Source organism: Mesorhizobium hawassense, assembly GCF_003289945.1.
GTDB lineage: Bacteria > Pseudomonadota > Alphaproteobacteria > Rhizobiales > Rhizobiaceae > Mesorhizobium > Mesorhizobium hawassense.
The window spans coordinates 574221-595715 of sequence record NZ_QMBP01000001.1; the positions used below are offsets into that span (position 1 = coordinate 574221).

At 65.3% G+C, this 21495-nt stretch carries 23 protein-coding genes and 1 riboswitch; of the genes, 18 read left to right on the forward strand and 5 right to left on the reverse strand.

Annotated features, from left to right (window positions below):
* Window positions 1–3: 3 nt before the first annotated feature.
* Window positions 4–618 (reverse strand): pyridoxamine 5'-phosphate oxidase, encoded by a 615-nt coding sequence (gene pdxH, locus DPM33_RS02595; RefSeq protein WP_112095310.1) that lies wholly within the window; start codon window positions 616–618, stop codon window positions 4–6.
* A gap of 40 nt (window positions 619–658) precedes the next feature.
* Here pdxH and DPM33_RS02600 point away from each other — a divergent pair, with 40 nt between their 5' ends.
* From DPM33_RS02600 to DPM33_RS02615, 4 genes are all read left to right on the forward strand, one after another.
* On the forward strand, window positions 659–1120 hold the full coding sequence (locus tag DPM33_RS02600) for an RT0821/Lpp0805 family surface protein (RefSeq protein WP_112095311.1): 462 nt from the start codon (window positions 659–661) through the stop codon (window positions 1118–1120).
* A 115-nt stretch (window positions 1121–1235) separates the two neighbouring features.
* Window positions 1236–2165, forward strand: coding sequence for a DnaJ C-terminal domain-containing protein (locus DPM33_RS02605; protein ID WP_112095312.1), 930 nt, complete (start codon window positions 1236–1238; stop codon window positions 2163–2165).
* Between the two features lie 108 nt (window positions 2166–2273).
* On the forward strand, window positions 2274–3092 hold the full coding sequence (gene fabI, locus DPM33_RS02610) for an enoyl-ACP reductase FabI (RefSeq protein ID WP_112095313.1): 819 nt from the start codon (window positions 2274–2276) through the stop codon (window positions 3090–3092).
* Window positions 3093–3144: 52 nt separating this feature from the next.
* Entirely contained in the window at window positions 3145–3732 is a 588-nt protein-coding gene (locus DPM33_RS02615) for a histidine phosphatase family protein (RefSeq protein ID WP_112095314.1), read from the forward strand.
* A 199-nt stretch (window positions 3733–3931) separates the two neighbouring features.
* Here the strand turns inward: DPM33_RS02615 and DPM33_RS02620 are convergent, their stop codons facing one another.
* Window positions 3932–4195: a DUF1344 domain-containing protein gene (locus DPM33_RS02620; protein ID WP_112095315.1), complete on the reverse strand. Its 264-nt coding sequence runs from the start codon at window positions 4193–4195 to the stop codon at window positions 3932–3934.
* Between the two features lie 255 nt (window positions 4196–4450).
* On the opposite strand from DPM33_RS02620, the gene aroC reads away from it, so the two are divergent.
* The 3 genes from aroC (at window position 4451) to DPM33_RS02635 (ending at window position 7317) form a co-directional block, all read left to right on the forward strand.
* Window positions 4451–5566 (forward strand): chorismate synthase, encoded by a 1116-nt coding sequence (gene aroC, locus DPM33_RS02625; RefSeq protein ID WP_112095316.1) that lies wholly within the window; start codon window positions 4451–4453, stop codon window positions 5564–5566.
* A gap of 89 nt (window positions 5567–5655) precedes the next feature.
* Complete coding sequence (gene ribB, locus DPM33_RS02630) at window positions 5656–6756, forward strand: 3,4-dihydroxy-2-butanone-4-phosphate synthase (RefSeq protein WP_112095317.1); 1101 nt, start codon at window positions 5656–5658, stop codon at window positions 6754–6756.
* A 24-nt stretch (window positions 6757–6780) separates the two neighbouring features.
* Window positions 6781–7317, forward strand: a complete 537-nt coding sequence (locus DPM33_RS02635; RefSeq protein WP_112095318.1) for a GNAT family N-acetyltransferase — start codon at window positions 6781–6783, stop codon at window positions 7315–7317.
* Between the two features lie 28 nt (window positions 7318–7345).
* Here DPM33_RS02635 and DPM33_RS02640 read toward each other — a convergent pair whose 3' ends face one another.
* On the reverse strand, window positions 7346–8566 hold the full coding sequence (locus tag DPM33_RS02640; RefSeq protein WP_112095319.1) for an MFS transporter: 1221 nt from the start codon (window positions 8564–8566) through the stop codon (window positions 7346–7348).
* Window positions 8567–8686: 120 nt separating this feature from the next.
* Here DPM33_RS02640 and DPM33_RS02645 point away from each other — a divergent pair, with 120 nt between their 5' ends.
* Both DPM33_RS02645 and DPM33_RS02650 read left to right on the forward strand, forming a co-directional pair.
* Window positions 8687–9280: a TetR/AcrR family transcriptional regulator gene (locus DPM33_RS02645; protein WP_112095320.1), complete on the forward strand. Its 594-nt coding sequence runs from the start codon at window positions 8687–8689 to the stop codon at window positions 9278–9280.
* A gap of 131 nt (window positions 9281–9411) precedes the next feature.
* Entirely contained in the window at window positions 9412–10395 is a 984-nt protein-coding gene (locus DPM33_RS02650) for a hypothetical protein (RefSeq protein ID WP_112095321.1), read from the forward strand.
* Here the strand turns inward: DPM33_RS02650 and bluB are convergent, their stop codons facing one another.
* A complete protein-coding gene (gene bluB / locus DPM33_RS02655) occupies window positions 10396–11127 on the reverse strand; it encodes a 5,6-dimethylbenzimidazole synthase (RefSeq protein WP_112095322.1) in 732 nt (243 codons plus the stop codon). It lies immediately after the preceding gene.
* A 43-nt stretch (window positions 11128–11170) separates the two neighbouring features.
* A riboswitch (cobalamin riboswitch) is annotated at window positions 11171–11348 on the reverse strand.
* A 115-nt stretch (window positions 11349–11463) separates the two neighbouring features.
* Between bluB and DPM33_RS02660 the strand changes: the two genes are divergently transcribed.
* The 6 genes from DPM33_RS02660 (at window position 11464) to DPM33_RS02685 (ending at window position 16373) form a co-directional block, all read left to right on the forward strand.
* Complete coding sequence (locus DPM33_RS02660; protein ID WP_112095323.1) at window positions 11464–12390, forward strand: histone deacetylase family protein; 927 nt, start codon at window positions 11464–11466, stop codon at window positions 12388–12390.
* A 3-nt stretch (window positions 12391–12393) separates the two neighbouring features.
* The gene (locus DPM33_RS02665) at window positions 12394–12645 is read left to right on the forward strand and encodes an exodeoxyribonuclease VII small subunit (protein ID WP_112095324.1); all 252 of its coding nucleotides are present in this window, start codon (window positions 12394–12396) and stop codon (window positions 12643–12645) included.
* A gap of 44 nt (window positions 12646–12689) precedes the next feature.
* Window positions 12690–12956 (forward strand): DUF2277 domain-containing protein, encoded by a 267-nt coding sequence (locus DPM33_RS02670; RefSeq protein ID WP_112095325.1) that lies wholly within the window; start codon window positions 12690–12692, stop codon window positions 12954–12956.
* Between the two features lie 9 nt (window positions 12957–12965).
* Window positions 12966–13886, forward strand: a complete 921-nt coding sequence (locus DPM33_RS02675) for a pirin family protein (protein WP_112095326.1) — start codon at window positions 12966–12968, stop codon at window positions 13884–13886.
* A gap of 135 nt (window positions 13887–14021) precedes the next feature.
* Window positions 14022–15935 carry a 1-deoxy-D-xylulose-5-phosphate synthase gene (gene dxs / locus DPM33_RS02680; RefSeq protein ID WP_112095327.1) on the forward strand — a complete coding sequence of 638 codons (1914 nt, stop codon included), beginning with the start codon at window positions 14022–14024 and terminating at the stop codon, window positions 15933–15935.
* A 147-nt stretch (window positions 15936–16082) separates the two neighbouring features.
* Entirely contained in the window at window positions 16083–16373 is a 291-nt protein-coding gene (locus tag DPM33_RS02685) for a hypothetical protein (RefSeq protein ID WP_245441968.1), read from the forward strand.
* Window positions 16374–16433: 60 nt separating this feature from the next.
* On the opposite strand, the gene DPM33_RS02690 is transcribed toward DPM33_RS02685, so the two are convergent.
* Window positions 16434–16835: a GFA family protein gene (locus DPM33_RS02690; protein ID WP_112095927.1), complete on the reverse strand. Its 402-nt coding sequence runs from the start codon at window positions 16833–16835 to the stop codon at window positions 16434–16436.
* A 107-nt stretch (window positions 16836–16942) separates the two neighbouring features.
* Between DPM33_RS02690 and DPM33_RS02695 the strand changes: the two genes are divergently transcribed.
* From DPM33_RS02695 to DPM33_RS02705, 3 genes are all read left to right on the forward strand, one after another.
* The gene (locus tag DPM33_RS02695; RefSeq protein WP_112095328.1) at window positions 16943–17710 is read left to right on the forward strand and encodes a TlyA family RNA methyltransferase; all 768 of its coding nucleotides are present in this window, start codon (window positions 16943–16945) and stop codon (window positions 17708–17710) included.
* Window positions 17707–18948 (forward strand): class I SAM-dependent RNA methyltransferase, encoded by a 1242-nt coding sequence (locus DPM33_RS02700; RefSeq protein ID WP_112095329.1) that lies wholly within the window; start codon window positions 17707–17709, stop codon window positions 18946–18948. The genes DPM33_RS02695 and DPM33_RS02700 overlap by 4 nt, the downstream gene beginning before the upstream one ends.
* A gap of 175 nt (window positions 18949–19123) precedes the next feature.
* Window positions 19124–21436 carry a caspase family protein gene (locus DPM33_RS02705; RefSeq protein WP_342634310.1) on the forward strand — a complete coding sequence of 771 codons (2313 nt, stop codon included), beginning with the start codon at window positions 19124–19126 and terminating at the stop codon, window positions 21434–21436.
* Window positions 21437–21495: the final 59 nt, after the last annotated feature.

Genomic DNA, 21495 nt, shown 5'->3' on the forward strand with positions numbered 1-21495 from the left:
AGATTAGGGGTAAAGCCGCTCCTTGTCCCAGCCGCCGGCGTTGCGCGAAAAGACGACGCGGTCATGCAGGCGGAACGGCCTGTCGTGCCAGAATTCGATCGTTTGCGGCAGGATGCGGAAGCCCGACCAGTGTTTTGGCCGCGGGATTTCGCCGATGGCATAGCGCGCCGTGTATTCGGCCACCGCCTTTTCCAGCGCGAAGCGGCTCTCGAGCGGCCTCGACTGCTTCGAGGCCCACGCGCCGATGCGGCTGCCGCGCGGCCGCGTCGCGTAATAGGCGTCCGCCTCGGCGTCGGTGACGATCTCCACCGGCCCGCGTACGCGCACCTGGCGGCGCAGCGATTTCCAGTGGAAGCACATCGCCGCCTTCATGCTGCCGAGAATCTCGCGGCCCTTGGCGCTCTCGAAATTCGTGTAGAAGACAAACCCCTTTTCGTCGAACCCCTTGAGCAGCACCATCCGCACGTCCGGCATGCCGTCGGCGTCGACGGTTGCCAGCGCGACGCCGTTCGCGTCGTTGATCTCGGTCTTGGTGGCGTCCTCCAGCCATGCGGCAAAAAGCCGGAACGGCTCTGCCGCCTCGGTGAAGTCACTCCTTGTTAACTCGGTTTCGTTCATAGTTTTCCAAATTTTTAACGTTGCGGGAGGAGTTCGCCGATTGTCGCGTATCGCGCAAGCTTTTGACAGCAGGCAATGGGGCTTTATCGCTTCGGCCAGCGTCAAGGCTGTGGTCGTGACACTGGCGCTGCCGCTGGCCGCTTGCGGCGCCGGGGGCTTCAGTCTGGAAAAGGCCGATGTCGACCGCTCGATCGTCACCGCCAGCGCGCCGTCCGTGCCCGCCGCGCCCGCGGCCGACAAGGATTCCGACCAGACCACCATCGGCAACGCCGTTTCCTCCGCCGACATCAAGGAACTGGGTGGCCAGGCGGTGCCATGGGCCAATTCCGGCACCGGCTCGCGCGGCGCGATCACCGAACTGGTGGAACTGAAGGATGGCGGCGTGACCTGCCGCCGTTTCAGCGCCACGCGCGAAAGCTTCGACGGCGTTGCGCTCTACAAGGGAACGCTCTGCCTGGCCGAAGCCGGCGGCTGGCGCATGCAGGAATTCAGGGCGCTCTGATTTCGGGGCGCTCCGACTTTCGGGCGTTAATCCCCCTTGCGGCACTGGAATTTCTTCCTATGCGAGCGCATATAGGGAACAACCGTGGACTCAATCTCTCTTGCAGGCAGGAAGCATGCGCGACCCCTATGAGGTGCTGGGCGTTGCCAAGAACGCATCGGCCAAGGACATAAAATCGGCCTACCGCAAGCTCGCCAAGAAGCATCATCCGGACCAGAATCCGAATGATCCGAAGGCGAAGGACCGTTTTGCCGCCGTCAATCAGGCTTATGAAGTCGTCGGCGACGAAAAGGCGCGCGGCGCCTTCGACCGCGGCGAGATCGACGCCGAAGGCAAGCCGAAATTCCAGGGTTTTGAAGGTGCTGCCGGCGGCGATCCATTCGCCGGGTTCCGGCGTCAGCAAGGCCCCGGCGGCGCGCATTTCGAATTCCGCAGCGGGCGTCCGGGCGGCGATCCGTTCGACGGCAACAGCGACATCTTCAGCCAGATCTTCGGCGACGCCTTTTCCGGCGCGCGCGGCGGCGGCAGGGGCGGCGACCGTCGCCAGCCTTCCCAGGCTGCCGACTTGAACGTCACGCTGGACATCAGCGTCGAGGAAGCCGCCACTGCCGAGAAGGTGACGGCGATGTTCCCCGACGGCCGCAAGGTCGCGGTCAAGCTGCCGGCCTATGTCGAGGACGGCCAGACGATCCGCCTGAAGGGCCAGGGCGAGCAGGGTCCGGGCCAGCCCGGCGACGCGCTGGTCAAAATCCACATCCGCCGCCATCCGCGCTATCGGATCGAGGGGCGCGACCTGCATGTCGACCTGCCCGTCGATCTGGCCGACGCCGTGCTCGGCGCCAAGGTGGCGGTCGAGACGCCGACCGGCAAGCTCGCGGTCAATGTGCCCGCGTGGTCGAGCTCGGACAAGGTGCTGCGCCTGAAGGGCAGGGGCCTGCCGGAGAAAGCCGGCGGCCATGGCGATCTCTACGCCCATGTGCGGCTGATGCTGCCGGAAGGCGGCAATGCCGAGCTTGAGGCCCTGATGCGCCGCCAAAAAGGCTGATCGGCGGAATTTTGTTCCTGTTACAGTGTCTTTTGAGCGCTTGAAGGGGCTCTGTGCCTGTGCGATAGGGCTCTCCACAAAGCAGATATTCTTGCGGAGAGCTTGCACATGGCAGGTGGACAGGGCCTGATGGCCGGTAAGCGGGGCCTGATCCTCGGCGTCGCCAACAATCGGTCGATCGCTTACGGCATCGCCAAGGCATGCGTCGATCACGGCGCCGAAATCGCGCTGACCTATCAGGGCGAAGCCTTCAAGAAGCGCGTCGAGCCGCTCGCGGCCGAACTCAACGCGCATGTCGCCGGCCATTGCGACGTGACCGACCCGGAGAGCCTCGACGCGGTCTTTGCCGATATCGCCAGGCATTGGGGCAAGCTCGACTTCCTCGTCCATGCCATCGCCTTCTCCGACAAGGACGAACTCACCGGCCGATATGTCGAGACGACGCGCGACAATTTCCTGCGCACCATGGATATCTCGGTGTATTCCTTCACCACCATCGCCAAACGCGCCGAGCCGCTGATGACGGACGGCGGTTCGCTTTTGACGCTGACCTATTACGGCGCCGAGAAGGTGATGCCGCATTACAACGTCATGGGCGTCGCCAAGGCGGCGCTGGAAGCGAGCGTGCGCTATCTCGCCGTCGACCTCGGCGCCAAGAAGATCCGCGTCAACGCCATCTCGGCCGGGCCGATCAAGACGCTTGCCGCTTCAGGCATCGGCGACTTCCGCTACATCCTGAAGTGGAACGAGTACAATTCGCCGCTGAAGCAAACGGTCACCCAGGAAGAGGTCGGCGATTCCGGCGTCTATTTCCTGTCGGACCTGTCGCGCGGCGTGACCGGCGAGGTCCATCATGTCGATTCCGGCTATCACGTGGTCGGCATGAAGGCGGTCGACGCGCCGGATATCTCGACCGTCAAGGACTAGTCTTTATCCCCGCTATCTTCGTCCAGGCCCTGGCCCGACCTCGGAAGACCTGATGTATCCGCTCGTCTACATCGCGCGCCACGGCCAGACCGAGTGGAATGCCGAGCGCCGCCTGCAAGGCCAGGCCGATACCGATATCAACGAACTTGGCCGCGAGCAGGCGACGCACAACGGCCGCCGGTTGGCGGAACTCATCGGAAATGCCGCGGGTTTCGATTTTGTCGCCAGCCCGATGCGCCGCACGCGCGAGACCATGGAGCTGATGCGCGCGGCGATGGGGCTCGACCCGCTCGCCTATCGCACCGATCCGCGCCTGGTGGAGCTAAGCTTCGGCGACTGGCAGGGTTTCACCTTCGCCGAACTCGAAAAGCGTGTCCCGGGTTCTACCAAAAGTCGCCGCGCCGCCAAGTGGGATTTCCAGCCGCCGGGCGAGGGCGCGGAAAGCTACGAGATGCTGCTGGAACGGGTGAAGCCATGGTTCGATGCACTCGACCGGCCTACGGTTTGCGTCACGCATGGCGGCGTCATGCGCTGCTTCTTCCGCTTCGTCACCGGCATTTCCAAACAGGAAGCCGCCGGCCTGGAAATCCCGCAGGATCGCCTGCTGCGGCTTGAGGGCCGCAGCCTGGAGTGGTTGTGAAGGCTGCGACCTTTCGAATTCAGGTCAGGCCGAGTCGAGAACGGTGGATTCCGAGAACCGGCCTACGCCGACCGTAGCGTTCATAGCGGAGACACTTATGAGGGCTTCGGCCGGCGAAGGCCGGAGCGGAGCGTACTTCTAGTACGTGAGCACCGGAAGCGCAGGAAGCCGGCTTTCGCAGGCCGGCCTCACCTGAATTCTAATTCTGGTCGCTGTCGGGCAACTGCATATCGGTAACGACATTCTCGCCATTGCTCACGTCATAGGCGATGACGATGTCCATGCCGGGCTTCAGCGAGTCGAGATCGGTCTCGGCGTTGAGCTTGTAGGCTTTTCCGTCGTCAAGCGTCAGCGTCAGCGTGTCCTTGTCGACCTTCTTGATCAGGCCTTCGGTCTGGCCGGCGAACGCGGCGGCGGTGGAAATCAGCAACATGGCGCAGGCGGCGCCAATCAGGGTACGCATCGTCGTCCTCTTTGGTCATTGCGCCGGCTGGTCAGCGGCGGGTCCTCAACGGCGGATGGGAAGAGAGCAGAAACCAACCGAATGTGTCAAAACTAAATCAGCCACATCACAGTTTGATGCATCCGATCACCGTTTGACCCCTGTGGAAAACGCCAATAGAAGGCAGCCGTGGAGCGCCGCGCGTCCTTTTGGATGCGCAAGGGACGCTGCACCACATTAAGTTGCCGGCGTCGCCGCCGGGGCAGGGTGCTTTTCATGTCGCACAACACATTCGGCCACCTCTTCCGCGTCACCACCTGGGGTGAAAGCCACGGCGCCGCGCTCGGCTGCGTTGTCGACGGCTGCCCGCCCGGCATCCGCTTCAAGCGCGAGGACATCCAGGCCGAGCTCGACCGCCGCCGCCCCGGACAGTCGCGTTTCGTCACCCAGCGCCGCGAGCCGGACGAGGTCGAGATCCTGTCCGGCTTCATCCTCGACGAGGACGGCGAGACGATGATCACCACCGGCACGCCGGTGTCGATGCTGATCGAGAATGTCGACCAGCGCTCCAAGGACTATGGCGAGATCGCCCGCCAGTACCGGCCGGGCCATGCCGACTACACCTACGACGTCAAATACGGCTTGCGCGACCATCGCGGCGGCGGCCGCTCCTCGGCGCGCGAGACTGCCGCCCGGGTCGCGGCCGGCGCGCTGGCGCGCAAGATCGTGCCAGGCCTGACGGTGCGCGGCGCGCTGGTCTCAATGGGCGAAAAGTCGATCGATCGCGCCAACTGGAACTGGAATTTCGTCGGTGACGCCGAAAACCCGTTCTTCACTCCGGATCCGGCCTCGGTTCCGGTCTTCACCCAATATCTCGACGGCATCCGCAAGGCCGGCTCCTCGGTCGGCGCGGTGATCGAGATCGTCGCCGACGGCGTGCCGGCCGGCCTCGGCGCGCCGATCTACGCCAAGCTCGACCAGGACATCGCTTCCGGCCTGATGTCGATCAACGCCGTCAAGGGCGTCGAGATCGGCAACGGCTTCGAGGCGGCCCGCATCACCGGCGAACAGAACGCCGACGAGATGCGCATGGGCAATGACGGCAAGCCGGTGTTCCTGTCCAACAATGCCGGCGGCATCCTGGGCGGCATCTCGACCGGACAGGCGATCGTCGCCCGCTTCGCCGTCAAGCCGACCTCCTCGATCCTGACCCCGCGCCAGTCGATCGACAAGGATGGCAAGGATGTCGAGGTGATGACCAAGGGCCGCCACGACCCGTGCGTCGGCATCCGCGCCGTGCCGATCGGCGAAGCCATGGTTGCCTGCGCGATCGCCGATCATTATCTGCGGCACAGAGGACAGACAGGAAAGGGAATAGGCAGTAGGGATTAGGCAGTAGGCGAACCTGCCCACCCCGAAACAGCCTTTTCTCTAGTGCCTACTGCCTAATTCCTATTCCCTGCGAGCGAAGCGAGCGCCCCATGCCATACGACCAGAAGAAGATCGTCGAAGCGATCCGCGCCTTCGAGCGCGGCGAGATCGTCGTCGTCATGGACGATGACGGGCGCGAGAACGAGGGCGACCTGATCGTCGCCGCCGTGCACTGCACGCCGGAGAAGATGGCCTTCATCGTCCGCAACACCTCCGGCATCGTCTGCACGCCGATGCCGCGCGAGGAGGCCAAGCGGCTCAATCTGCAGCCGATGGTCGCCGACAATGATTCCGCGCACACCACGGCCTTTACCGTCAGCGTCGATTTCAAGCATGGCACCACCACGGGCATTTCGGCCGACGACCGCACGCTGACCGTGCGCAACCTCGCCAACGGCAATGTCGGCGCCTCGGATTTCGTGCGTCCTGGCCACATTTTCCCGCTGATCGCGCGCGAGGGCGGCGTGCTGATGCGCTCGGGCCATACGGAAGCCGCGGTCGATCTCTGCAAGCTCGCCGGCCTGCCGCCGATCGGCGTCATCTCCGAGCTGGTCAATGACGACGGCACCGTGAAGCGCGGCCCGCAGGTGCAAGCCTTCGCCGAAGAGCATGGCCTGAAGCAGGTTTCGGTCGCCGATCTCATCGCCTACCGGCAGCGCAAGGAAACGCTGGTCGAGCGCGTCGCCTGCTCGGACATCGACACGCTCGGCGGCAAGGCGCAGGTTTTCACCTATACGCTGCCGTGGGACACCATGCACCATGTCGCGGTCGTATTCGGCGATATCCGCGATGGCGAGGACGTGCCGGTGCGGCTGCATTCGGAAGATGTCGTCACCGACGTCTTCGGCACCAGCCATCGGCTCGACGGCATCATGAAGGCGATGGGCGAGCGCAAGCGCGGTGTCATCGTCTATCTGCGCGAGGGCTCGGTCGGCGTCGCCCATCAGGAGCGCAAGCGTCCGGTCAGCGGCGACCGCGAGGACCATGATGAAGCCCGCCGCCGCGAGAACGAATGGCGCGAGATCGGCCTCGGCGCCCAGATCCTCAAGGATCTCGGCATCTCCTCGATCAACCTGATCGCCTCGCGCGAGCGCCACTATGTCGGTCTCGAAGGCTTCGGCATCCACATCGCCAAGACCGAGATCCTCTAGGGTCCCGGATCGCCGGCCAGGGTGATGAGCAGGTCGCTCCCGTCCAGTCAGGACAGCAAAAGGCTGTTGCTGCGCCGGCCGGCGGCTGCCGATCTCGACTTCCTGGTCGATCTGTTCTCGCGGCCCGAACTGGTCGCGCATCGCCCCGACCCGACACCCGACACGCTGCAACAGAGCGCGGCGAGGCTCGCCCGCGACATCGACCACTGGGACAAAAACGGTTTCGGTCGCTGGGCAGTCGAGGCGGAAGGCAGGCTGGTCGGCTTCGGCGGCGTCACCCTCTCGAGTGACTTCGAAGGCCTGAACCTCTCCTACCATCTCCATCCCGGCAGTTGGGGTCACGGCTATGCCAGCGAGCTGGTCATGGAAGCCTTGCGCGCGGCGTTCCTGACTCTGGAAGCCGAGCGCGTGATCGCTTTGGCGCGGCCGGCAAATCCGGCCTCGCGCCGCGTGCTGGAGAAAAGCGGCTTCACCTTCGACAGGGACGTGATGCTGCATGGCGCGCCGACGGGCCTCTTCATCGTCACGGCGGCGAGCTATAAAGGGCGGCGGCCGGCCTGACGCCCGGCGGGCCGCCGGACGTGTCGAACTACTCGGCCAGGATCACCGCTTCGCCTCTGTCCGCATCGCAATCATCCGTCGCCAGCCGACGTTGGCCGGCGAGCACGGTGACCAGGGCGATGGCGCCTGCCGCGACGGACACGAAGAACCCGTTCTGCGGACCGAAATTGTCGACCATCCAGCCGGCGGCGAAGGAGCCCAGCGCCATGCCGATGCCGATCCCGGTCGTCACCCAGGTGACGCCTTCGGTCAGCATCGCCGGAGGCACGTGGCGTTCGATCAGGCCGAAAGCGGTAATGAAGGTCGGCGAGATCGCGACGCCGCTGACGAAAACTGCAAGTGCCAGAACCGGCACCGTGTCGGCAAAGAGCAGCGGCAGGGTGGTGAGCGCGACCACGCCGACCGCGACAGCCAACTGCCGCTGTAGCGGCGCCTTCAGGCTGAGCGCGCCGACGACGACGCCGAGCACGAACGAGCCCAACGCATAGACGCCGATGACAAGGCTTGCCGCTTCGGGCTGGCCGAGCGCCTTGGTGATGGCGACGGTGGTGACTTCCGTGGTGGCGAAGGTCGCGCCGACGAAGATCAGCGCGAAGGTGATGATCTGGACCGGCCGCAGGCCGATCGCCGAGCCCGCGGCGCCATGCTCGGCGAGGCGCGCAGGCGGCTCGGACGAGCGCTGCAAAAGGAATGCCGTCGAGCCAAGCGCCAGCAGCACTGTGCTGACCACCATGCCGGCTTCGGGAAACAGCGCCGCGCTCAGGCCCACCGACAGCGACGCGCCGGCGACATAGACCAGCTCGTCCGCGGCCGATTCGAAGGCGAAGGCGGTGTTGAGCTCCGGCCGGTCGCGAAAGATCTCGGTCCAGCGCGCCCTGACCAGCGCCGGGATGTTGGGCATGGCGGCGGCGAGCAGCGCCGACCCGAACAAGGTCCAGGCCGGCCAGTGCTGGTTGGCGGCAATGATCAGTGTCGAGAAGGAAAGCACAGAGACGACCGTCATCGGCGCGGCGATCGCCGTCTGGCCTCGCCGGTCCACCAGCCGCGACACCTGCGGCGACACGAACGCGTTGACCAGCGCATAGGTCGCGGAGACCGCTCCGGCCAGCCAGTATTCGCCATGCGTCTGCGACAGCATCGCCACGATGCCGATCGGCGCCATGGCGATCGGCAGCCGGGCGATGAAAGCGGCCGCGGCAAAGCCTTTCGTGCCGGAAGCCCGAAAGATTTCCGCATAGGGGTTTCGCATGCTCTGGCTCCTCGACAAGGGTGTATACCACAACTAAATACGCTGCGTATGAACGTCAGATAATTCATACGCCGCGTATGTCAATTGGCATACAGTGCGTATGTGAGTAGGGCCAGGACCATGCACAGACCGCGCAAGGAGATGATCGCCGCGACCCGCGGCAAGCTGATCGCGGCCGCCCGCCACGCTTTCGGCACGATCGGCTATGCCGAAGCCTCGATGGACGATTTTACCGCCTCGGCCGGCCTGACGCGCGGCGCGCTCTATCATCATTTCGGCGACAAGAAGGGGCTGCTGCAGGCGGTGATCGCCGAGATCGACGGCGAGATGGCCGTGCGCGTGAACGAGGTGGCGTCGAAGGCGCCGACCCGCTGGCAGCATTTCGTCGACGAATGCACCACCTATATCGAGATGGCGCTGGAGCCTGAGATCCAGCGCATCATGTTCCGCGACGGCCCGGCCGTGCTCGGCGACCCGGCGCAATGGCCGAACGCCAATGCCTGCACGGCCTCAATGACCGATCACTTGACCGCGCTGCAGCAGGAGGGGGTGGTCGTGGCTGATCTCGACCCGGAGACGGCGGCGCGGTTGATCAACGGCGCCAGCAGCCAGGCCGCGCAGCGCATCGCCAATTCCAAGGATCCCGAAGCGACGTCCAAGAAGGCGATCGCGGCGTTCAAGCAACTGCTCGAAGGTTTGCACAAGAGGGCCTAACCGCACGCTTGGGTAACCAAGCCACCGGGTTTTGCACCGGTTTCGGACCGGCGCAACCCTGCCGTGATTGACAACAGCCGGGGCGAGCGCATCCTCCACCGCCAACTCTTAGGGTGTGGAGAGTCGGGGCCATGTGGGACTTCAGCATCGGCCGGTCGGTGTCCATCATGATGCGGACATGGCCGTTCATCGTCTTTCGCATGATCGTCTATTTCGGCATCACCGTCGCCTACATCATGGCGACCGGCACGGGCGCCAGCGTCGGCTATGGCGTCGGCCATATCTCGACCGATCCGGACGGCCCGGTGTCGTTTGCCTTGTGGGGCGGCGTGGTCGGCTTCGGCGTCGTCTCGATCGCCGTCTACTGGATCCGCGAATACATCCTCTACGTGCTCAAGGCCGGCCATATCGCCGTCATGGTGCATCTGATCGACGGCCATGACGTTCCCGACGGCCGGGGCCAGATCGCCTATGCCAAGGAGGTGGTCACCCAGCGTTTTGCCGAGGCCAATATCCTTTTCGTCGTCGACCAGCTGGTCAAGGGCGCCATCCGCGCCATCACCGGCCTGATCGGCGGCGTTGCCGCCTTCCTGCCCATTCCGGGCCTGAGCGGCATCGTCAGCTTCATCAACACCGTCATCCGCATCTCGCTGACCTATGTCGACGAGATCATCCTAGGCTACAACATCCGCATCAATTCGAGCTCGCCCTTCGAGACGGCACGGCAAGGCGTCGTGCTTTACGCCCAGAACGGCAAGCACATGGTCAAGAACGCCGTCTGGCTGGCGGTGATCATGTGGGGCGTGTCCTTCGTCATCTTCCTGTTGATGCTGGCGCCCGCGGCCACGATCCTCTGGATCATGCCGGGACAGCTTGCCGGCTGGGCCTTCGTGCTGGCCATCGTCTTTGCCTGGGCCTTCAAGGCGGCCTTCATCGAACCCTTCGCCATCGCCTCGCTGATGCAGGTCTATTTCGAAGCCATCGAAGGCCAGACGCCCAATCCCGAATGGGACCACCGGCTGGCCGAGGCCTCGTCCAAGTTCAGGGAACTCCGCGACAGGGCGCTGGGCTCCTTCGGCGGCGGCTCGCGCTGGGATACGCCCCGGGCTGCTTGATCATTGCTTTGGCGGGCCACTAAGCCTTGCAATCGCCGATTTGAGCGGCGCTTCGCCGGCGCCGCGAAACGTCTCGCTCATCACCAGCTCGGGCAGCGGCAGGCGCTTGCCCCAGCCATGCGCTTCGAGGTCAGGCTTAGGCGCGAAAGCCGAGACCCGGCCGACGCAGAGATAGGCGATCGGCGTGACATGCTCGGGCATCGACAGGAGCCGCTTCAGCGCCTCGGTCTCGATGATGCTCACCCAGCCGACGCCGACGCCTTCGGCCCGCGCCGCCAGCCAGAAATTCTGCACCGCGCAGACGGTGCTGTAGAGGTCCATTTCCGGATTGTGCCAGCGCCCGAGCGGCGAGTCCTTCGAGCGCTGCCGGTCGCAGGTGATGCAGAGGTTGAGCGCGCTTTCGCAGATGCCTTCGAGCTTCAGCTTGCGGTAGAGCGCCTGCCGTTCCGCCTCCATCGCCGGCAGTTCCTGCTCGCGTGCGGCAAGAAACAGGTCGCGCACCTGACGCCGCCTTGCTGGGTCGCGGATGACGATGAAATTCCACGGCTGCATGTAGCCGACCGAGGGCGCATGGTGCGCGGCGGTGATGAGCCGCGCCAGCACGGCATCGTCGAGATCGTCGGCTGTGAAATGGCTGCGCACGTCGCGCCTGGTGAACATCGCCCGGTACACCGCGTCGCGCGCCAATTGGTCAAAGTCATCGCCGCTCGCGGCGATCGCTGCTGCCGTCATCGCTTTTCCCCTTGCGACAAGCAGTCACCCGCCTGACCAAGCGGATAACCATGTCTGCCAGGCCGGTCTTCTGGCTCGGGATCGTCCCGCATCCGGCGCCTTCCCGTCTTTCGACAGTGGCTTTGCCGGCGCGGTCCCCCTCACAGCGTTGGGCACGCCACGGATTTTCACCGTGTTCCCGATTCTCCCGCGTCGCGGGCACCAGGCAGCTAGGTGACCTTATCGCGAAGCGCGGGCCGCGCCAATGGCGCGGGCGACACCGGCTGACGCAATTTTCCCCAGCCATTCGGCTTTCAAACATGGTCATCCAGGCCACGGGTGCCTAGATTAGGCGTCATGACAACCCGTCTCTACACGCACCCGATCTTCCTCGAACACATCACGCCGCCCGGCCATCCCGAGCGGCCCGACCGACTGCGCGCCATCGAGCGCGTGCTCGACGACGAGGCTTTTTCGGCCCTTGACCGCGTCAAGGCGCCGGAGGGCGACGAAAAAACCATCCTCTACGCGCATCCCGAGGATCACGTCGAGCGGGTGCGCGCGGCGATCCCCGAAAGCGGCATCGCCTCGATCGACGCCGACACCAGCGCCAGCCCGAAAAGCTGGCAGGCCGTGGTGACGGCGATCGGCGGCGCCAACGCTGCCGTCGACGACGTCTTCGAGGGCCGTGCCGCCAATGCCTTCGTCGCCGCCCGTCCGCCTGGTCACCATGCCGAAAGGACCACGGCGATGGGCTTTTGCCTGTTCAACACGGCGGCGATCGCCGCCCGCTACGCCCAGAAGAAGCATCAAGCCGAGCGCGTCGCCATCGTCGACTGGGACGTCCACCACGGCAACGGCACGCAGGACATCTTTTGGGACGACCCGTCGGTGCTCTACTGCTCGACGCATCAGATGCCGCTTTATCCGGGCACCGGCGCGAAGAGCGAAACCGGCGCTGGCAACATCGTCAACGCGCCGCTCGCGCCGCGCACCGGCAGCGACCTATTTCGCGACGCCTTCCTGTCGCGCGTGCTACCGTCCATCGACGCGTTCGCTCCGGACCTGATCATCATTTCGGCCGGCTTCGACGCGCACCACCGCGATCCGCTGGCCGAGATCAACCTGACCGAGGACGATTTCGACTGGGCGACCGGCAAGCTGATGGAGCGCGCCGGCCGCCACAGCTCCAACAGGCTCGTCAGCCTGCTGGAAGGCGGTTACGATCTGCAGGGACTGGCATTTTCAGTCGCCGCCCATGTTGGGCGGCTGATGAAGGGATAGGGTATGGCAGTGGAAGGCAATGAGGACGTCAAGGCGATGAGCTTCGAACAGGCGCTCGACGCGCTGGAGAAGATCGTCGATGATCTGGAGCGCGGTGACGTCCCGCTCGACCAGTCGATCAGGATCTATGAGCGCGGCGAGGCGTTGAAGGCTCATTGCGACCGGCTGCTGAAGGCGGCCGAGGACAAGGTCGAGAAGATCAGGCTGTCGCGCGACGGCAAGCCGGTGGGAACGGAGCCGCTCGACGGCGAATAGTTGGAAGAGGATGGGCAGAGCAAGGAAGGTAAGGAGTTCAAGCCATGTGCCGCAACATCAAGACCCTGGCCAATTTCGAACCGCCGGCGACCAATGACGAAGTGCATGACGCAGCGCTTCAATTCGTGCGCAAGTTGAGCGGCTCGACCAAGCCGTCCAGGCGCAACGAGCATGCCTTCCACCACGCGGTCGAGGCGATCGCGGCGATCGCGCGCGAGCTCATCGATTCACTCGAGACCAATCAGGAACCGCGCAATCGCGAGGAAGAGGCCGCCAAAGCGAAAGCAAGGTCGGCGCTTCGTTTCGCCTGAGGAACCGACATGAGCTTCTTTCCGGGAAACGATCCTGAACCCGGCGATGCCTTCGCCTGCGACCAGATCGAGCTGATGGTGGTTCCGAACGCCAAGGACATTGGCGGTTTCGAGGTGCGCCGGGCCTTGCCGACGGCCAAGCGCCGGCTGGTCGGGCCATTCATCTTCTTCGATCGAATGGGCCCGGCCATCCTGCGCGCCGGCCATGCGCTCGACGTTCGCCCGCATCCGCATATCGGCCTGTCCACCGTCACCTACCTGTTCGACGGCAAGATCAGGCATCGCGACTCGCTCGGCACCGAAATGGTGATCGCGCCCGGCGATGTAAATTTGATGACCGCTGGGCGTGGCATCGTTCACTCCGAGCGCACGCCGGAAGAGCTGCGCGGCGCGCCGATGTCGGTTTCCGGCCTGCAGACCTGGCTGGCGCTGCCGGATGGCAAAGAGGAGATTGCCCCGATCTTCGCCAACACATCAATGGCTCGCCTGCCGGAGATCGATGCGGAGGGCGTCAGCGGCCGCGTCGTCATCGGCGAATTCTCAGGATGGCGCTCGCCCGTGGCGACCGCTTCCGACACGCTTTATGCCGACCTGCGCCTGGCGGCGGGTGCTGCCGTGAAAATTCCGGCCGATGCCGAGGAGCGCGCCATCTACACGCTGGAAGGCGACGTCTCGATCGCCGGCGATGTCTTCCCGGCTGAGCGGCTTCTGGTCTTCAAGCCGGGCGAGGAAATCGTCGTTTCTTCCGAGCGTGGCGCGCATTTCATGCTGTTCGGCGGCGCTTCGCTCGGCTCCAAGCGCTATATCTGGTGGAATTTCGTCTCGTCCTCGAAGGAACGCATCGAACAGGCCAAGCAGGAATGGAAGACAGGCCGCTTCGATATCGTTCCTGGCGATGAGGAGGAGTTCATTCCGTTGCCGGAAGGCTAAGCATACCGTCCGTATGGCGGTTGCGCGTCACTGACGCACATTTACATTCGCCCGCCGGCGGCCTATGCCGCGCATGATTATGGCGCAATTCATTGCTAGCGCCGTGTTTGACGGATTTCAGCAGGTAGCGCCTGAGTGAGCCCAAAGCTTGAAACACCGCTGCTCGACAAGGTCCGCATTCCGGCGGATGTGCGGACGCTTGACGAGAGCACGCTCCCGCAACTCGCGGCCGACCTGCGCGCCGAGCTGATCGACGCTGTGTCGCAGACCGGCGGCCACCTCGGCGCCGGCCTCGGCGTCGTCGAGCTGACGGTTGCCCTGCATTACGTCTTCAACACGCCGCAGGACCGGCTGATCTGGGATGTTGGCCACCAAGCCTATCCGCACAAGATCCTGACCGGTCGCCGCGACCGCATCCGCACGCTGCGCCAGGAAGGCGGGCTTTCCGGTTTCACCCGCCGGGCGGAGAGCGAATACGACCCGTTCGGCGCCGCGCACTCCTCGACCTCGATTTCGGCCGGCCTCGGCATGGCCATGGCCCGCGACCTGTCGGGCCGCCGTAACAACGTGATCTCGGTCATCGGCGACGGCTCGATGTCTGCCGGTATGGCTTTCGAGGCGCTGAACAATGCCGGCGCGCTCGATGCCCGCCTGATCGTCATCCTCAACGACAACGACATGTCGATCGCCCCGCCGACCGGCGCGATGAGCGCCTATCTGGCCAGGCTCGCCTCCGGCAAGGCCTATCTCGGCCTGCGCGATTTCGGCAAGAAGCTGACCTCCTATCTCGGCAAGCGCGCCGACCGCGCCATCACCCGCGCGGTCGAGCATGCGCGCGGCTATGTCACCGGCGGCACCTTGTTCGAAGAGCTCGGCTTCTATCACATCGGCCCGATCGACGGGCACAATCTCGAGCACCTCATCCCGGTGCTGAAGAATGTTCGCGACAACGCCGACGGCCCTGTGCTGATCCATGTCGTGACCCAGAAAGGCAAGGGCTATGCGCCGGCCGAGGCCGCGGCCGACAAATATCACGGCGTCAACAAATTCGACGTCATCACCGGCGCGCAGGCCAAGGCGCCGGCCAACGCGCCGGCCTACACCAAGGTCTTCGCCGAAAGCCTGATCCAGGAAGCGCGCGAGGACGAGCGCATCGTCGCCATCACCGCCGCCATGCCGAGCGGCACCGGCCTCGATCTCTTCGGCGAGGTGTTTCCCAAGCGAACCTTCGATGTCGGCATTGCCGAGCAGCACGCGGTGACCTTCGCCGCGGGGCTCGCCACCGAAGGCTACAAGCCGTTCGCCGCCATCTATTCCACCTTCCTGCAGCGCGCCTACGACCAGGTCGTCCACGACGTGGCGATCCAGAAATTACCGGTGCGTTTTCCCATCGACCGCGCCGGTTTCGTTGGCGCCGACGGCGCCACCCATTGCGGTGCCTTCGACACGACCTTCCTGGCCTCGCTGCCGGGCTTCGTCGTCATGGCCGCGGCCGACGAGGCTGAGCTTCGCCACATGGTGCGCACGGCGGCGTCCTACGATGACGGCCCGATCGCCTTCCGCTATCCGCGCGGCAATGGCGTCGGCGTCGACATGCCGGAGCGTGGTTCGGTGCTCGAGATCGGCAAGGGCCGCATCGTTAAAGAGGGCACCAAGGTCGCGCTTCTCTCCTTTGGCACGCGGCTGCAGGATTGCCTTCTGGCCGCCGAGGAGCTCGGCGCCGCAGGCCTGTCCACCACCGTCGCCGACGCCCGCTTCGCCAAGCCGCTGGACGAGGATCTTATCCGTCGTCTCGCCCGCTCGCACGAAGTGCTGGTCACCGTGGAGGAGGGTGCCATCGGCGGCTTCGCCAGCCAGGTGCTGCATTTCCTCGCCCATGAAGGCTTGCTTGAAAGCGGCCTCAAGGTGCGCCCGCTGGTGCTGCCGGACGTGTTCAGCGATCACGCCAAGCCCGAAAAAATGTATGCCGACGCCGGCCTGGACTCGGCAGGCATCGTGCACACGGTCTTCGCCGCGCTCGGCCGTGGCGAGCAGGCGCAGCGCGCCTGAATCGAAACGTCAATTCCCTGAATCAATTTGCCGGCTTCCGGCTTTAAGCTTCTGTTAACGCTCCCGTTTGGCGGTTCGCTTACCCTGTCTCTTGGCCGATTTTCAACGGCGCCCTGCTAGAAGTTGGAGCCAGGCAGGGGGTTGACAATGATCAAGTCGTTTCTGTGCGGCATGGCCTTTTTGGCGGCCATGATTGCGCCGGTGGCAGCCGAAACGCGCTACGACCGCAATATCGAAAAGGCGGCGATGGATATCGTCGCCGGCAAGATGGGCAACATCCGCGGCGGCTTCTCCTATAGGCAGAGGCCTCAACTCGTGGTGCTGCCGGAAGCGGCGCCCGTCGCGCCCGCTCCGGTCGAGCCGCCGCGCAAGGAAGCCTCCGGCAATGACGGCCTGACGCCGGCAGTCGAGCGCCAGGTTTCGCGCACCGTTTTCTAGAGCAATTCCAGGAAAAGTGTGAGCGGTTTTCCGTCCGGAATTGCGTAAAAACAAAGAGCTCTAGAACCACATATCGCGCACGCAGCGTCCGTCGCGCGGCAAGTCGTCGAAACTGTCCAGGCCGTCGAAATGGTCGATCGGCAGGTCGGCGACTTCCTCCGGCGGCGCCAGCCTGAGATTGACGGCGATGCGCCTGCGTCCGCTCTTGCCCGGGCGCAGGCCGCGCCAGGCGACCACGCAGGCGCAGGTCGGGCAGAACAGGATTTCCAGCGCGGGTTCCGCCACCTCGGCGCGCGTGTAGGATTTCAGCGGCCCGGCGACGCGGATGCGCTCATCGACATAGTCATAGGCCCAGAGCGTGCCGTAGCGGCGGCAGAGCGTGCAATTGCAGGCGGTGATTCCGCCCGGATCGCCTTCCAGCGTCCAGCAGGTCGCGCCGCAATGACAGCTGCCTTTCAGCATTGCCACCTCCACCGGCCGATCGCCGGCCCTTTGCGTCGGCATTCTGCAGCCTCTTGCGCCGTATTCAACCCATTGCGTTCGCGCCCCGCTTTCGCCAATGAAGGCCGATGAGTTCGCCTTTGCCAGCCAGCCAGCGCCAGCGGCTCGACGAATTGCTCGTCGAGCGCGGCCTGTTCGCAAGCCGCTCGCGTGCCCGCGACGCCATCGAGCGCGGCACGGTGACGGTTGACGGCATTCTTGCTCGCAAGCCCGGTCAGTCTGTCGCGCCGGACTGCCTGATCGCAATCGACGATCCGGCGCGGGCCTATGTGTCGCGCGCCGCGTTGAAGCTGATCGCCGGCCTCGACCGTTTCGGCCTGGACCCTTCCGGCAGCGAGGCGCTCGATATCGGCGCCTCGACCGGCGGCTTCACCCAGGTGCTGCTCGAGCGCGGTACAGCGCATGTCACGGCGATCGATGTCGGCCACGGCCAGATGCATCCCGACATTGCCGGCGATCCGCGCGTGACGGTTATCGAGGGGCTGAACGCTCGCGATTTGACGCCGGCCGATCTCGGCGGCCGCGTGCCCGATTTCCTGGTTTGCGATGTATCCTTCATTTCTCTGAAGTTGGCACTGCCGCCGGCGCTGGAATTGGCCGGCGAGGGCGCCAAGGCAATCCTTCTGGTCAAACCGCAATTCGAGGCCGGGCGCGAGGCGATCGGCAAGGGCGGGCTGCTCAAGGAGCCTGAAGATGCTGAGCGCGTTGCCGTCAGCTTGCGCGACTGGCTCGCCGGCGTTCCCGGCTGGTGCGTGCTGGGTGTTCACCCGTCACCGATCGAAGGCGGCGACGGCAACCGCGAGTTCCTGCTCGCCGCCGTAAAGGGATCGCGATGAGCACACGTTTCACCATCGCCAGGCTTGGCTCGCAGGGCGACGGCATCGCCAGTGCCGAGGGCGGAGAGGTCTTCATCCCGTTCACGCTGCCCGGCGAGACGGTCACCGCCGCGCGACAGAATGGCCGCGCCACGCTGATGTCGGTGCTGGAAGCCTCTCCGCTCAGGATCGATCCGGCCTGTCGGCATTTCACCGAATGCGGCGGCTGCGCGCTGCAGCACTATGAGGCGGAAGCCTACCGGCAATGGAAGCGCGAGAAGGTCGTGCAGGCGCTGAAGGTCAAGGGCATTGCTTGCGACATCGCCGCGCTGGTGCCTTGCGCGCCGCACAGCCGCCGTCGCGTGACCTTCAGCGCCAGGCGCACCGAGGCCGGCATGCTGCTCGGCTTCGTGCGCGCGCTGTCTTCCGAGATCATCCCGATCGAGGAATGCCCGATCTCGCTGCCGGCGATCGTCGGGGCGCTCGATAAATTGCGCGCCCTGGCCGGATTGGTCTGCGCCACGCCCAAAACCTTCCACATGACGGTGACCGTCACCGCTTCCGGGCTCGACATCGCCGTGCAGGATGCCGGCAAGCTCGGCGACAGCCAGCGCCGCATCGCCTCCAACTTCGTCATGGCAGAAGGCCTGGCCAGGCTTTCCGTCGATGGCGAGATCATCGTCGAGCCGAAGAAGCCCGTGGTGCAGTTCGGATCGGTCGCTGTCGCCGTGCCGCCCGGCGCCTTCCTGCAGGCGACGGAAGCCGCCGAACAGACGATGGCAAGCCTCGTCGGCCAGCATCTGGCGCGCGCCAAGAAGGTCGCTGATCTGTTTGCCGGCTGCGGCAGCTTCGCGCTTCGGCTGGCGGCGAAATCCGAGGTTCATGCCGCTGAGGGCGACGCTCCGGCGCTTGCCGCGCTCGACCGCGCCTTCCGCTTCGCCAGCGGTCTGAAGCGGGTGACCAGTGAACGCCGCGACCTGTTCCGCCGGCCGCTCACCTTCAAGGAGCTGAACGCTTTCGATGGCCTCGTCTTCGATCCGCCGCGCGCCGGCGCCGAGGATCAGTCAAAGCAGATAGCGCGCTCCGACGTGCCGCTGGTCGCCGCGGTCTCGTGCAACCCGGTGACGCTCGCGCGCGACCTGCGCATCCTCATCGATGGCGGCTATGCGCTGAAGAGCGTCACCCCGATCGATCAGTTCCTGTGGTCGCCGCATGTCGAGGCCGTGGCGCTCTTGGAAAAGCCAAAGCAGCGGCGATAACCGGCCCGGGCACGATCACATTTCGTTGAAGCCGCCGCTTCTGGCGCGCTTGCTGGCAAGCTGCCGAAAGCGCGCCGCAAAGCCGCCTTGTTGCACGGTCTAGTCTGGATTCGCTGGAGGAGGGGAAGGGCCTCGACAGCGTCGGTTGCTCTTACGATGGTGGCCTGAAATGCGGATGCTCCAGAAATTCCTCGGTTTCCTTGTCCTCTTCCTTGTTCTCGGCGCCTCGGCGACCGGCGCGCTCGCGCAGCAGCAAAAACGCCTCGCTTTCGTCATCGGCAACGCCGCCTACCCGTCAGGCGCGCTGGCAACGCCGGCCAACGATGCCGGACTGATCGCGCAAACCTTGCAGGCGGCGGGCTTCGACGTGGTCGGCGCCCGCGACGTCGACCAGGAATCGCTGCGCGGCGCCTATCGCGATTTCCTCGCCAAGGTTTCGGCCGCCGGCCCCGACGCCGTCGTCTTCGTCTACCTTGCCGGCCACGGCGCCCAGTTCGAGGGCGACAACTATTTCCTGCCGGTCGACGCCAAGATCGGCAATCCGGCCGACGTGCCGATCCAGGCGGTGCGCGTTTCCGACCTCACCAGGCCGCTCGCCGCTCTGCCGACCAAGGTCAACATCGTCGTGCTCGACGCGGCGCGGCCGAATGACTTTCCCCAGTCGGACCAGCCGCTCGCCGGCGGCCTCGCGCTGGTCGATCCCGATCCCAACATGCTGATCGCCTTCAACGCCGCGCCCGGCACGGCGGCGCCGGAAGGCAAGGGGCCGTATGGCGCCTACGCCCAGGCGCTCGCCGAGATGATGCGCGATGGCGGCCTGTCGCTCGAGGATCTGTTCGATCGCACGCGCTTGCGCGTCAACGAGGTCACCCAAGGCGCGCAGGTGCCGTGGGACGTCTCGAAGATCAATACGCCCTTCGTCTTCTTCGACCGCGCCCCGGACGCGCCGGCGCCGAAGGTTTCGGAAGCCGAGTCGCAGGCCGACCGTACCAGGGAAATCCGTGATTTCGACGCTCACGACGCCTATGTCGCGGCGCTCGATCGCGACACGATGCGCGGCTACGAGGATTTCATCGTCGCCTATCCGCATGATCCGATGGCCAAGCGCGTGCGCGCCATCATCGCGGCGCGGCGCGAGGCCATCACCTGGCGCCAGACCTGGATGCGCGACACGCCTGAGGCCTACTGGTCTTATCTGGAACGCTATCCGCATGGCCCGCACGCCTGGGACGCGCGCCGCCGGCTCGAGCATTTCGACGCGGCATTCGATCCGCCGCCGAGCTTCTCCGTTATCGTCTACGACGTGCCGCCGCCGCCGCCGGAGGAAATCATCTATGTCGACCGTCCGGTGCTCTATTTCGACGATCCGGATTTCGATTTCGATCCGCCGCCGCCGGTCGCGGTGGTCTTCCTGCCGCCGCGTCCGCCGGAGTTCATCGTGCTGGCGGCGCCGCCGCCGCCGGTCGGTGTCTTCGTCCTGCCGAGCCCGGTCTTCGTACCGTTCCCGAGGTGGATCAACCCGCCGCATGACATCGTGCCGCCGCCGGACAACATCATCTTCAACAACATCCACAACACGACCGTCATCAACAACACGACGATCAACGAGAACAACCAGGCAGCGCAGGGCGGTGGTCTCACGACTGGCCAGAAGCTGACCGCCGGCGCGGTCGGGCTGGGCGCCGCCGCCTTGGCCACCAAGGTCGCGCTACCGCCGCTGCTGCAGAAGCGGGCGGCGCTCCAGCAGGGCAAGCAGCCGGGCCTGGTCGCGCCATTGTCGAAGACGCTTGCGACCGAGCATGCCTTGCCGGGCGCCGACGGCAAGACACTGCCACTCGTCAACGGTAAGACCGTTCCGCTCGCCAATGGCAAGACGCTCCCGCTCGCCAATGGCAAGACTGCGGTTCCGCTCGTGAACAACGGCAAGACGCTGCCGCTCGTCAACGGCAAGCCGGCGGTGGCGGACAGTCGCCTGAAGACGCTCGGCAAGCAGGGCGAGGTCGTCACCGGGCAGGGCGCCGGGGCGCAGACCGGCAAGGGCAAATTGCGCAAGCTGCCGACCGTCAATGGCGTGCCCGTAACGAATGGGCCGACCGTGCAGGACAAGCTCGGCAAGAACAACCCGGCGATCCTGTCCGATCAGAATGGCGGCAAACCGAAGAAGTTTACGCGCAAGGACCTGGCCGCCGGCGCGACCCTGGCTCCGGACGGGCAGGGCACGGGCAATGGTGGCGAGGGCGGCAAGAAGTTCCGCAAGCTGACTGGCAACGGTGGCGGACAGGCCGGCGCGGACACCAATGTCCAGCGCAACGTCAAGGTCAACAAGCCGAACGTGCAGGTCCTGTCCAGGCAGGAAAAGCCGCAGTTCCAGGTGCAGCCGAAACCTCAGGCCCATCAGCAGGAGCGGCGTCTGCCGGAACTGGCCAAGCAGCAGCCCGGCAAGAAGCCGACCTGCGGGCATCCTGGCGAGCCGCCCTGCAAGCAGTAGGCTTGCCGCACGTCTGACAGCTCTTGGTCGATGGGCCGGATTTCTCGGCCCATCGACCT

Excerpts from the sequence above, each read along its gene's own strand:
- DPM33_RS02670 (WP_112095325.1), top strand. The coding sequence starts at position 12,690 with ATGTGCCGCAACATCAAGACCCTGGCCAATTTCGAACCGCCGGCGACC.
- DPM33_RS02650 (WP_112095321.1), top strand. The coding sequence starts at position 9,412 with ATGTGGGACTTCAGCATCGGCCGGTCGGTGTCCATCATGATGCGGACA.
- DPM33_RS02645 (WP_112095320.1), top strand. The coding sequence starts at position 8,687 with ATGCACAGACCGCGCAAGGAGATGATCGCCGCGACCCGCGGCAAGCTG.
- DPM33_RS02660 (WP_112095323.1), top strand. The coding sequence starts at position 11,464 with ATGACAACCCGTCTCTACACGCACCCGATCTTCCTCGAACACATCACG.
- ribB (WP_112095317.1), top strand. The coding sequence starts at position 5,656 with ATGCCATACGACCAGAAGAAGATCGTCGAAGCGATCCGCGCCTTCGAG.
- DPM33_RS02665 (WP_112095324.1), top strand. The coding sequence starts at position 12,394 with ATGGCAGTGGAAGGCAATGAGGACGTCAAGGCGATGAGCTTCGAACAG.
- DPM33_RS02640 (WP_112095319.1), bottom strand. The coding sequence starts at position 8,566 with ATGCGAAACCCCTATGCGGAAATCTTTCGGGCTTCCGGCACGAAAGGC.
- bluB (WP_112095322.1), bottom strand. The coding sequence starts at position 11,127 with ATGACGGCAGCAGCGATCGCCGCGAGCGGCGATGACTTTGACCAATTG.
- DPM33_RS02605 (WP_112095312.1), top strand. The coding sequence starts at position 1,236 with ATGCGCGACCCCTATGAGGTGCTGGGCGTTGCCAAGAACGCATCGGCC.
- DPM33_RS02615 (WP_112095314.1), top strand. The coding sequence starts at position 3,145 with ATGTATCCGCTCGTCTACATCGCGCGCCACGGCCAGACCGAGTGGAAT.
- DPM33_RS02635 (WP_112095318.1), top strand. The coding sequence starts at position 6,781 with ATGAGCAGGTCGCTCCCGTCCAGTCAGGACAGCAAAAGGCTGTTGCTG.
- DPM33_RS02685 (WP_245441968.1), top strand. The coding sequence starts at position 16,083 with ATGATCAAGTCGTTTCTGTGCGGCATGGCCTTTTTGGCGGCCATGATT.
- DPM33_RS02620 (WP_112095315.1), bottom strand. The coding sequence starts at position 4,195 with ATGCGTACCCTGATTGGCGCCGCCTGCGCCATGTTGCTGATTTCCACC.
- DPM33_RS02700 (WP_112095329.1), top strand. The coding sequence starts at position 17,707 with ATGAGCACACGTTTCACCATCGCCAGGCTTGGCTCGCAGGGCGACGGC.
- DPM33_RS02690 (WP_112095927.1), bottom strand. The coding sequence starts at position 16,835 with ATGCTGAAAGGCAGCTGTCATTGCGGCGCGACCTGCTGGACGCTGGAA.
- fabI (WP_112095313.1), top strand. The coding sequence starts at position 2,274 with ATGGCAGGTGGACAGGGCCTGATGGCCGGTAAGCGGGGCCTGATCCTC.
- pdxH (WP_112095310.1), bottom strand. The coding sequence starts at position 618 with ATGAACGAAACCGAGTTAACAAGGAGTGACTTCACCGAGGCGGCAGAG.
- DPM33_RS02705 (WP_342634310.1), top strand. The coding sequence starts at position 19,124 with ATGCTCCAGAAATTCCTCGGTTTCCTTGTCCTCTTCCTTGTTCTCGGC.
- DPM33_RS02675 (WP_112095326.1), top strand. The coding sequence starts at position 12,966 with ATGAGCTTCTTTCCGGGAAACGATCCTGAACCCGGCGATGCCTTCGCC.
- aroC (WP_112095316.1), top strand. The coding sequence starts at position 4,451 with ATGTCGCACAACACATTCGGCCACCTCTTCCGCGTCACCACCTGGGGT.
- DPM33_RS02695 (WP_112095328.1), top strand. The coding sequence starts at position 16,943 with ATGAGTTCGCCTTTGCCAGCCAGCCAGCGCCAGCGGCTCGACGAATTG.